Origin of the sequence: Nonomuraea sp. NPDC005730 (assembly GCF_040630865.1) — a bacterium.
Classification (GTDB): domain Bacteria; phylum Actinomycetota; class Actinomycetes; order Streptosporangiales; family Streptosporangiaceae; genus Nonomuraea.
Map to the genome: position 1 here is coordinate 1 of NZ_JBEXYK010000116.1, position 11,354 is coordinate 11,354.

The following is an 11,354-nucleotide window of genomic DNA, read 5'->3' on the forward strand; positions in this document are numbered from 1 at the left end:
GCGCGTCGCGTGGTGGCCGTCCTCCATGAGGTACGGGGTCTCGACGTGACCGGCGCGGCCCCTGGTCACCGCGGGGTTGGTGACGATCGTCCACGGCCTGGTCACCAGCGGCAGCCGCTGTTCGTCCTCCACGACGGGCGGGTCGCCCGTGCGGGACCGAGCCGCGGCCTGCGCCGCCGACCCGCCCTGAAGCCGACTCACCAGGCCGCCACGGACACGGACAACTTCTGGGTCCACCCCTTTGCCGCCCTGGGACTGTGCGCGAAGGCCACCAGCCGCACCCTGCCCGACGGCCGCCTACGACTCAGCCCACGCGCCGTTCCATGGCCTTGCCCCAAGGAGCAGGAGCCGGACGCCTGCCTGCATCGCGGTCGCACTCCTGGCATCTCGGGGCCTCCCTCTCGACGACCTGCCGTCCGGCTGCGACATCCAGCAGGCACCGAGCCGCGTCAGACGCCAGTGCACGCCCGGCGCGCTCTGACTGCTCAAACACCTCCACCGGGCCAACCACCGCGGAACCTGGTGGGGAGAACCGCCCGACTTCGCCGAGCGCCTGTCCGCGTGCGCGTGACGTCGCCGTTGCGGCGCTGAGCGTGTTCACCGGCATGTTCGAGGACGGCACGGCGACGTCCGACCTGGCCCTCATCGTCGGCACGCTCGTACGGCTTGCCGTTCGCAGCGAGGGGATCGCGCAACAGCGCAGCGCGCAATGCGTGAAGCGCTACGCCGACCAGCCGTAGCCGACCGGAGGCCGCGCGGTCATCGGCCGCGCGGCTTTCGCGGTCTTCAGGTTCATGCTGGTGGTGCGTGGGGGAGGGGTGGCTCGGGCCGGATGCGGCGGGGCCGACGACGATGTTGCGGGGTGATGGCCGGCGGGTGGTGCCTGTTGATCGGCTGTTGCAGGTGGAGCGGGCGCTGCGGACGCGGCGGACGCGGCGGCGCGATCGGGGTGCGCGGCCGGTGGGGAAGAGGGCGCGGTAGGTGCCGATCGTCAGGTGGGTGATGACGAGGGTGAGTGCGATGAGGCCGCCGATGGCGATGATGAGCAGCATGAGCTGGTCGATGGTTTCGCGGGTGGCCTGAACAGCGGAGGGCATGCGGGTCCCTTCCAGGTTCTGGAAGGGACGGCGTTGGCCCTTGGTGTGTGGTGCTGTGTCGTCCAGTCTGCCACGTTCGGACAGCGGGCGGTGCAATCGGAGGTTCGGCTCTTGGGGGACGCTGCGGGGGAGGGGCAGTGGCGGATGTACGTGTCGAGCACATGCGCCTGCACGCGATCCCGCGCGCGGGCCCGCAACCCCAGGGAGCACGCCTCCCCGCCATCCGCCGTTCGATCGAGAAGGCAGCACCGGCGGTCGACCGCCGGTATCCGGCCGGGAGGACGACAAGCTGCGGCACGCCGTGGAGTGCGGGATCAACCGGCTCAAGCGGCACCGGGCCGTGGCCACCCGATACGACAAGCTCGCCGTCCGCCGCCTACTCGAAGTCGATCTGGGCGGTCGGGTGTGCGGCGGTGATCCGGTCGCGGACCGCCCGTGGGAACAGGTTGCCGTACAAGTTGGCCACCGCCAGATCGGGGAGCGTGTCGAAATCGGCCGGCAGGTCGTTGAGCTGATTGAACCTCAGGTCGACGATCCGCAGCCGACGAAACGTCCCGATCCCGGCGAAGTGCTCGGGCTTGAGCTTGAGGCGCTTGGTGTTCCGCTGCCACCGGCTGATCCGGAGCTCCTCCAGTCCGGGCAGCTCCATGGCGAACAGCTCCCGCAGGAAATCGTGCGACGGCAGGGGCGTGCTGGCGCGGCGGCTGTCTCCGCCGAAGCCGAGGACCCGCAGCGCGGGCAGGCGGCCGAGGTCGGGCAGCGGGTCGCGCAGCAGACCGAGGCTGTCGCCGAGGTCGAGCTCTTCGAGGCGGGTCAACCGCAGCAGGCTGTCGGGGACGGTGTCGAAGTAGTTGCCGCTCAGGTCGAGCCGGCGCAGGTTCGGGAAGGTGGTGACGGCCTCGGGGAAGGTCCGCAGGAAGTAATGACTCCCGCCGGTCATGGACACCTCCTCGACGGCGGCCAGCCCGTGCGCGGAGTCGGGGAACACGACGTCGGTCCCGTCGGCGACCAGCTTGCGCAGCGCGACCAGGTCGCCGAAGGCGTCCGGCAGGACGAACCGCGTCACCTCCGGCAGGTTCCACTCCGACCCCGACTCCGTGTCGACGGAGACGGACAGGTAGGAGATGTCGAGTTCCTCCAGAGCGGTGAGCCGGCCGATGGCGGCCGGCAGGGTGAACTCGACCGTGTCCAGGTCCGTGTCCCGGTTGCCGGCGACGCACAGCACCCGGAGCGCGGCCAGGTCGCCGATCGATTCCGGCAGGGCGGTCAGCTCGCATTCGCGCACCGACAGGTGCTCCAGCCGGGTGAGCGTCCCGAGCGCCTCGGGCAGCTCGCCGATCGGGTTGCCGTCCAGGATCAGGGTACGAAGCCACGGCATCTGGAGCACCTCGGCGGGAAACTCCTTGAGGTTGCGACCGGTCAGGTCAAGGTGCTCCACCCGGTCGGCCCGGGACCGGGACACGTCGGCTTCGGCCGACTCGGCCGCCGTCCGGGCTCCGGGCTGCAGGACGGGCAGCCCGGCCCGCAGCCGGTCCAGGAACGCATCGATGTCCAGACAGCGGTCCTCCGCGTCGACGACCTCGGGCACGAACGCCTCGACGATGCCCGGCTTGGTGTAGTCGGCGTCCTTGGCGTCGCCGAAGTTGTCCACCCAGCGCCCGCCGACGGCGTGCACGTCCATGGCGTGTTCGAAGTCGATCACCCAAGGGGTCTCGACGGTCCCGGTCCGTAGCCGGCCGTGGTTGTAACAGCCGTAGACGAGGTGCGTGAAGGCGCCGTCGTGGATGTAGATCTCGCAGTCGCCGGCCTCCAGGGTCTCGGCCTCGGTGCGACCGCCGACGTAGAGTCCGGGCTGGTCCTCATAGAGCGCGATCGGGCCGTTGACCGTCAGATTGCCGGTGATCACGATCAGCTCGACGTCGTCCTCGTCGTCCCCGCTGCGCAGGGCATTGACGGCGTCCAGGAAGTCCCCGTCGACCGCGAGATCGCCGTCGAAGAACAGCACGCTGTCATAGTCGGACGACCCTCCTTCGCTCTCGAACGCGGCGGACAACGCGCCGCTCAGACGGGCGTCGGCGTCGGCATAGGACAGGGATGCGGGGGTGGCGGATATCGACATGGCGACGAGCATAGGTCCGCGCTGTGACAGCCCTACGGGAAGGTCCAGCGCCGTCGTGAGGCTGCCGGCCGCCCGCCGTCGATACCGGTGCCAGAAGTTCAACACAGCCCACTGTTCATCGGTGAGACCCCCACGCGCCACACCGAGATCATCCCGGCGTGGCGCGATCAACGCGACAGCGTTCTAAACACGCCCTGACCGCGCCTGCCTTGCCGTGCGTCCCTGGAAAAGGTAGGTGGCGGCAGCGCCGGGCAGTGTTCCAGCGATGGCGAGGAGGCTCGTGATCGCAGTCTGCACTCCGTCAGTTGAGCATGCGCTGAGTGATCCTGGGAGGAGCCTTTTGGGTGGCCTCTCGGATCGCATGCTCGAGGCAGTCCTTCCCCACCGCGTTCTTGCATGGGGCGTCAGAGGCCCTGCTGAACGAAGCACGCTGATCTTGCTTGGCCTGCCCATCCGGGTGGGCCTTTCGCATGTCCAGCCCCGTTGGAGGAACCCATGCACGGAGAATCCATCAGCTACGGCAAGCCGGTCGAGCGGAAGGTCACCGCCGCCATCTCGTGTGTTGGCGGTCCTGACCGTCCTGCAGACCATCAACGCCGACCTCGACCTCATCGCGTTCCTGCCGAACTGACTGGAGTCGCTCGCGATTCCGCTGCTGCCAGGCCTGATCATGTACGTGTCCGGGTACAAGGTTAAGCACACCGCGCGCCCTGACCTGCCGCCGGACCAGCGGTAGCGTCAGGGCCGGGACAGACCGAAGCTCCGTCCGCCTCCGCTGGAGGGAGGTGGGCGGGGCTCTTTCGCGTTTCGCCAGCAGCGCTCCCCGTACGAGTGCATGAATGCACGCTGTCAGTTGCTCTCAGCGGACACCGAACGCCGGCGTGACCGCCTATTCAGACGGCCTGCTTCTGCGCGACGATTTCTGGAGGAGATCCTCGGCAGTGGTCGGCACGCACGCCCAGGACGGCTTACCTAAGGGGATCTGCGTGCCTCCGTCACCCGAAAGCGTTGCTGCCCCGGGTATAGGATTGAGGTGGCGGTTGGCGGAGCTTTTGTCTGGAACCGGGCCTGGCGATGCAAGCCGACAAGTTCGCCCTCTCTGAGAGCTCATAGTGGCCGCAGAAGTGGCGCTGATGGTTGCCCGGTGCGAGTAAACCTCGCCGGCGCCCTCTGTCTTCAAGGCCAGGCGGAATTCGTCGTCAGACGGCCGCCTCCCGTGGCCTCGGCCGGGGGTCAACTGCGGGAGCCACTCGTCCTGAGGCCGGCCGTCGTGGCGTCAGCGTGGTCATCTCGCCGCTGCCTGGACCGCTCTCCGCCTTCCGAGGCAGGGCCAGTTGCTGGAACCGACTCGACGTAACGCGTCTCGCTCATATTCTCGACGGCACGGCGGCCTGCGGAAGATCGCAGACAAGGATGGTGACGGCCCCCGAAATGCTGCCCTACCCCGGATCCGGGGGCCGTTCCTCGCTCCCGAAACAAGGCAACCACAGAACCCAGCCGCGCTCGGCGGAGACAACCAGTGGCGTTCTCCATCATGGCATCTTCCGCGTCCCCCCACCGCCAGTGGCGCTCGTTCCTGCCCCCGGGGCGTCGCACGTCGTTGAAGGAGGCGCTCTGGTCGAACAGTGTCCGGAAGGGGGGAGGCTTTCGAAGAAGACTGCGCGGGTGGTCACCTGCGCGCCGCCGACCGCCCATTGCGAGGCGATGACGTGGTGGGCGTTGACGGCGATGTCGGCGCAGCCGGTGAGGTCGGCGTACCCCATGGGCTGCCCGGATGAGGAGGCGCGCCCCTCGCCTCTGCAGCCGTTGCCGGTCTCTCCCTTGGCGACGATGTAGATGTCGGAGATCAGGTCGAGCCCGTCCTTGCCGGCGCAGAGCCGGATGGTCCAGCCGTTCTGCGACCTGTCGGCGCATCCGCCGGCCGCCTGCGCCGGAGTCGTGGCGCCGACCACGAGAGAGGCGCTCATCGGAGCGCGCCGAGCACTGCTGCCGCCCGGCGGAGATTGCTGCGGTCGCGGTGTGTTCTGTCGGCATGGGGCATGCGCCGTTCCCTTCGTCGAACCGTTCCGTGGAATTATGTTTCCTGGCACGAGGCCAGGTGCCTCATGTGTGATTTCCGTGGTCCGCGGGCGGCAACGTGTTCATTGGATCCACAGCGGGACGGGGCTGTGGTGGTCATGGGGGACATGGCACCACGGCGTGCCGTGGAGCGCCGGCTTTCTTGGTGTGATCGTCTCGCCACTCCATGTGTTGTGAGAATGGCGATTACCAGTAATTCGGCCAGGTATATCGTGGCGGAGGAGGTCGTCGTTACAGATCTTATGTTTATCTTATTGTGATCCCTATTCTTATTGCCCGGCGATCTTGACCGGCTGTAAAGCTTGTTTGCTAATTCAATTCGTCACAGATTGTGAGTGTTAGTGAACAAGTTAGTCAGCGCGGCAAGGAGGAACGGGAAGCCGCCCAGGCGCCTCGCCGTCGCCGCGATGCTCACGGTGGCGGCGTCGCTGCTCGTGGCCGGAACCACGGTGGCGTCGGCGGATCCAGAGCCGGCTCCGACCGCGATCCCCGCACCTCCGTCGATGACGACCTTTCCCAAGCCTGAGGACCCTGACGCGCCGCTGCGGGCGGCGGTGGCCCAGGCGCGCAAGTCCGGGCAGCCGGTGCCTGTGGAGGCGGCCTTCACTGAGTCCACCCGGGTGTGGGCCTTCCCCGACGGGCACCTGACCACCCAGACCTACGGCGGACCGGTGCAGGTCAAGCAGGCCGATGGCAGCTGGGGTCGGATCGACACCAGCCTGGTGGAGCAGGACGGCGTTCTGAAGCCGAAACTGACCAAGGCCGATGTGCGCTTCTCCCTGGGGGGCGATGCCCCCTTCGCGTCCCTGACGCGTAACGACGAACAGCGTGTCGACCTGGCCTGGGGCAAGCCTCTGCCGCGTCCGGAGATCACCGGCAACAGGGCCCGGTACGTCGACGCCGCAGGGCCCGGCGCGGACCTCGTCGTCACCGCCCTGCCCACCGGATCCCGGCACGACGTCCTCCTGCGCGAGCGGCCCGCCAAGCCGGTTGAGTTCCGGCTGCCCGTGAAGGCCGACGGCTTGACGCTCTCGATGTCGAAGGGCGGCGGGCTGGCACTGAAGGACGGCAAGGGCAAGACCGCACTGTCGGCGCCCGCTCCCCGGATGTGGGACGCCGTCGCGAGCGATCCCGGCGACAACCGGTCCGGCCGCGAGGCCAAGGTCAAGACGAGCGTGGAGACCAAGGGCGATCAGACCGTCCTGGTGCTCAAGCCCGACCTGGCGTGGCTGGCCGACCCGGCCACGCAGTACCCGGTGACCGTGGATCCCACCACCACTCTGGGTGTCACCCAGGAAGTGGGAATCATGTCGCCGAACTCGCAGATCGCCCCTGGCCGGGTCGGCCGCCAGAACTACCGGCGCTGCACCGGGACGTGGCCCAACCAGACCTGCACCGACGTACCTGAGACTCTCCGGGCACTGATGGCCTTCGACACCACTCCGATCGCCGGCCGGAACGTGCTCAAGGCCACCATGCAGCTGACCCTGCGTGCCAACGCCAGCTCCTGCCTGGTCAACTACCAATCGATCTTCGCGCACCAGATCACCGCCCCCTGGGTGGCCGACGACACGTTCTGGAGCAGGCAGCCGGCCACCACCGCCGAGGGGCGTTCCTCGATCAATCCCTGCGTTCAGCCGCAGGCCGCCGGTGCGGTGTGGAGCTGGGACCTGACCGCGATGGCCCAGGCATGGGCCGGCGGCACGCCCAACCACGGACTGATGCTGCAACTGGGCACCGAATCCACGCCCGCCTCCAACGCCAGCGAGAACTTCGACTTCTGGCCCCAGGTGTATGGCCAGAACGTGCCCAAACTGAGCGTGGACTGGGTGCTGCCGCCGGAGATCCCGACCGTCATGGCCGAGTCCATCGACTCTCTGAACGGCAACGACGCCATCGCCCGTTCCACCGCGGTCAAGGTCACCTACAAGTCCGGCGTGCCGGAGGCGACCCCGCTTGATTACACCGTCAGCGTCAACGACTCCACCATGGTGCCGCCGCCCGCGCAGCTCCCCACCGGTGAGGCGGGCTACTGGAAGCTGGACGAGACCTCCGGAGCCGGCGCGGCCGACGCCTCCGGCCACAACCTGAACGCCACCCTGACCGGCAACTACAGCCGCGTCCCCGGGCAGGTCGGCCAGGCCCTCAAGCTCTCCGGCGGAACCGGCGCCACCGCCGGCCCGGTGCTCAACACCGATCAGAGCTACACGGTGACGGCCTGGGTCAAGCTGGAGGACAGCACCGACGACCAGGTGGTCTTCTCCCAGCAGGGCGTCAACCAGCCCGCCTTCACCTTGGCCTACGCCCGCTCGACGGTTCCCGAGGTGGATCAGCGGTGGGTTCTCACCCTGGTCACCCAGGACATCTCCGATCGCATCTACGAACAGTGGGCGGTCTCCAAGAACATCGCCCGGGTCGGCCGATGGAGCCATGTGGCCGTCCAGTACGACCAGACCGCTCACAAGATCCGCCTGTTCGTCGACGGCGAGCTGGCCGACGAACGCGATCACACCGTGAACTGGAACGCCCGCGGCGCCTTCCAGTTCGGCAAGGGGCAGATCGCCGGTGACCACACGCCTTTCACCGGCGCGATCGACGACGTCCACGCCTACCAGAAGGTCCTGTCACCGGCCGACCTGCGCACCATGGTCACCGCTCCCGGCACGACGACGAACAACGGTGTGCCCGCCGGTCAGACTCCGGAGAGGATCTTCTCTCTCGACAATCCGGCAAGCTTCAAGTTCGTGGTCAAGGCGTGCCGAACCGGTGTGACGCCGCCGTCCTGCAACGAAAGCCCGGCCTATCGCATCACCTCCGACGCGGCGACGCTGCCCACCGACACCGAGACCGGCATGGCCGACCCGGTCCAGCCGATCCTGTCCGGCATGGTCAACCGGCCCTCCGGCGGGCCGGTAACCGCCAAGTACAACCTGTACGACAACGCCGGCACCCCGGTCGGGTCGGCTCCGCTCGGAACCCGGAACGTCAACGGGGGCCAACGCGCCTCCTTCCAGATCCCCGCCGACACGGTCCAGCCCGGCACCACCTACAAGTGGCAGATGGTGGCCTGCGCCGTCGGCCAGGGGGGCACGACCAGCCCGACCCCGACTCCCGCACCGACTCCCACACCGACGCCGACGCCGCTGCCCCAAGGGCTTGTGGCGGCGTACGGCATGAACGAAGGCGCCGGGACGAACGTCGGCGACATCTCCGGCAAGAACAACGCCGGAACCGTCCAGAACACGACCTGGACCGCCGGCAAGTACGGCAAGGCGCTGTCCTTCAACGGCACGTCCAGCAAGGTCTCCGTCCCGCACAACGCCAGCCTTGTGCTGCCGCAGGGCATGACCATGTCCGCATGGATCAACCCGACCAGCCTGAGCGGTTGGCGCAGCGTCGCCTTCAAGGACTACACGGCCGGCGTCGGCTACGGCCTGTACGCCTCCAACGGCATGGCCCCCAGCAGCTGGCTCCGGTCAGGCGGCGTCCACCAGCAGCTCGACGGCACGGCGGCACTCTCGACCGGCACTTGGTCCCACCTGGCGGTCACCCACGACGGCACCACCGCCCGCCTGTTCGTCAATGGACAGCAGGTCGCGCAGAAGGCTGTCAACGCTCTGGAGGACTCCGGCGGCGCCCTGCAGATCGGCGCCAACACCAACTGGGGCGAGTACTTCAGTGGCGCGATCGACGAACTGCGCATCTACGACCGCGCGCAGACCGCCGCCGAGATCCAGGCAGACATGCAGACCCCGGTCGGGACAACCCCGACTCCGACGCCCACCCCGACACCCACGCCGACCACCCCCACCACGCCGACCACGCCGACACTCGAAGAGGTCTGCACCCCCAAGACCGCCCCGGTCTCCTTCACCACCCCGGGCACGCCCCCGCCGCCCCCGGTGGAGGATGTTCGGCATCTGACCCTGGGCAAGGACACCTTCGTCATCAAGTCGGCCAAGACCGACCCGGCGGCCTGCGACGGACAGCCGTGCACGGTGACTGACGACACGGTGCTGCGGATCGGCGGTGCGGGGGTCGACAAGACCGCCGCCGTGATCGGCATCAAGCTCGACGAGCTGCCCGACGGCGCCGGGGTGTCGGAAGGGCTGCTCAAGCTCGGCACAGCCGGGTGCCCGGCAGGCGGCTGCCCGAACGACGCGGTGATCACGGTGACCCCGCTGAAGAGCCCCGTGACCGGTGAGTCCAAGGGTTCCGCGCTGGCGGCGGACGCCGACCCCGGCCTGAAGCCCGTCACGTTGCCGCTGACGGCTCCGCAGGGTGACATCGGCGACGGCGCCTTCGCCTGGCTCCTGGTCACCTCCGACAAGGACGAGGTGATCACCTTCGGCGAGCCGGGGGCGGCCGAGCAGCCCTCGCTGGCCGTCACCTACCTGCCGGCCGGGCCGCCGAGCGACGTGCTCAACCTCACGGCCTCCGGCGGCGACGGCGGTGTGCTGGCCAGCTGGGGGCTGCCCACGTCCAACGGCAGCATGGCCATGCTCGACGGCTACGACGTCGAGGTGGCCGACAACGGCGGCGAGACCGTCAAGACCGTGCAGGTGAGTGAGCCGTACGCGGCCGTCAATGGGCTTGCCAACGGTCAGACCTTCACCGTCAAGGTCAGGGCCAGGACGGCTTTCGGCGTCAGCGGCTGGCAGAGCGCAACCGCGACGACCAAGGCGGTGCCGCCACCACCTCAGCCAGGCAGCACCTGTGTGCCCTTCCTGGACACACCGCCCTCCGTCAGGAGCGCAACCGCGGCCGACTCGGGCGCTCAGGATTACCTCGACCGCGTCAAGGCCTACTACCAGGCGCAGGACGCGGTCCTCGAAGGCCGTGCCGACGCCGTCTGGGACGCCCCCGGTGTGAGTGCGCGCACCCCCAGCACGGCCAAGCTGTCGCTGCTGAACACGGCTCTGTTGCAGGAGCGGGACACCCTGACCGGGAACGGGACGACGCGGTCGGGCTCCTCCGTCCAACTGGCCGGTTCCGTCGTGCAGGCCATGCCCGACGGCAGTGTCCGCGTCACCGTCGAGGTCACCCGCAAGTGGACCGAGACCACGGCATCGGCGCCGGCAACCGGACAGGCACGTGCTTCAGCCGCGCCGGCGGGCACCGTCGAACCCAGCGAGGCGACGATCTCGATCTTCGTCTTCGACCGGTGCGGCAACATCACCATCATCGACGTCCCGATCGAGGTCAACGAGGACTCCAGCGATCATGCTGATGTTCCCGGCGGATCTGCCGGCGGCAGCAGTGGAGGCGGTGGCGAGCCGAACGTGGTTCCCTGCGGCAAGCAGGTGGACAAGCGCATCATCGCCTGTGAGGTCCGTGACCGTCTGGGGTCGAAGGGGTGGATCGTCCGCTCCTTCTTCAAGTCGCACTGGCCGGCCGACACCGGTGAGGGGAACACCGGCAGGTACCAGCGCTGGCTGCTGGACTCCTACGAGAACGTCTCGATCCTCCAGCCCACCTGGAGCTTCTGGGGCTACGGCACCTTGTTCGGCAAGACGCTGGTGAAGAACTTCAAGCTGAAGCAGACCGGAGGAGCCTGCTTCGTCAGCAAGTACGTCAAGACCTCGACCTCGGTGGGCACCTCGGTCGATCCCGCGACGGTGGGGGCGAGCTGGGGGTACTCCTTCTCCAGCGACGCCGGTGAGAAGTGCTCGGCCTACCACGGGAGCCCCGAGGCGACGTCGCGGCACAAGGTGATCCTTCCCCAGGCTCTGGTCGAGTCGGAGTGCCACGTGGGCAGCGGGGACGACTGCTGGGTGGTGCGTTACAAGCACTACCTGCACACGCAGTACTCCTTCGACTTCAAGTACACGACCGACAACGGCATGGGGCACCCGGTGGAGCAGCGGTACTCCACGACGCCGGTCATGCATGATCTGTGGTGCAAGGTCGACAGGAACTACGGAAACCTGTTCCCGGTCAACTGGAACAGCGTGCGTTATGACGGAGTCGGCTGCCAGGCGCGTTCCACGCTCGGCAAGAAGAAGCCGCTCTGACGACAGGCAGCGCCAGGCGGGGTGGCGGGGGGGGCGAAACGCACC

Annotated in this window: 5 protein-coding genes and 1 pseudogene; 2 read left to right on the forward strand and 4 right to left on the reverse strand. The window is 68.3% G+C overall.

Annotated elements, in window-relative coordinates; genetic code table 11:
• A partial coding sequence (locus tag ABZ444_RS50665) for a hypothetical protein (RefSeq protein WP_358012433.1) occupies positions 1-201 on the reverse strand: 201 nt, incomplete at its 3' end.
• A 284-nt stretch (positions 202-485) separates the two neighbouring features.
• A complete protein-coding gene (locus ABZ444_RS50670; protein ID WP_358012436.1) occupies positions 486-1,097 on the reverse strand; it encodes a hypothetical protein in 612 nt (203 codons plus the stop codon).
• 235 nt (positions 1,098-1,332) lie between these two features.
• On the opposite strand from ABZ444_RS50670, the pseudogene ABZ444_RS50675 reads away from it, so the two are divergent.
• Positions 1,333-1,458, forward strand: a pseudogene (locus ABZ444_RS50675) (IS5/IS1182 family transposase); the annotation flags it as partial.
• A gap of 15 nt (positions 1,459-1,473) precedes the next feature.
• Here the strand turns inward: ABZ444_RS50675 and ABZ444_RS50680 are convergent.
• The gene (locus tag ABZ444_RS50680) at positions 1,474-3,216 is read right to left on the reverse strand and encodes a leucine-rich repeat domain-containing protein (protein WP_358012439.1); all 1,743 of its coding nucleotides are present in this window, start codon (positions 3,214-3,216) and stop codon (positions 1,474-1,476) included.
• 1,532 nt (positions 3,217-4,748) lie between these two features.
• Positions 4,749-5,168 (reverse strand): hypothetical protein, encoded by a 420-nt coding sequence (locus ABZ444_RS50685; protein WP_358012442.1) that lies wholly within the window; start codon positions 5,166-5,168, stop codon positions 4,749-4,751.
• Between the two features lie 468 nt (positions 5,169-5,636).
• On the opposite strand from ABZ444_RS50685, the gene ABZ444_RS50690 reads away from it, so the two are divergent.
• Positions 5,637-11,309 (forward strand): LamG-like jellyroll fold domain-containing protein, encoded by a 5,673-nt coding sequence (locus ABZ444_RS50690; protein ID WP_358012445.1) that lies wholly within the window; start codon positions 5,637-5,639, stop codon positions 11,307-11,309.
• Positions 11,310-11,354 lie beyond the last annotated feature (45 nt).

Bases quoted from the DNA above. Each gene is read 5' to 3' on its own strand.
- ABZ444_RS50680 (WP_358012439.1), bottom strand. From the start codon at position 3,216: ATGTCGATATCCGCCACCCCCGCATCCCTGTCCTATGCCGACGCCGAC.
- ABZ444_RS50670 (WP_358012436.1), bottom strand. From the start codon at position 1,097: ATGCCCTCCGCTGTTCAGGCCACCCGCGAAACCATCGACCAGCTCATG.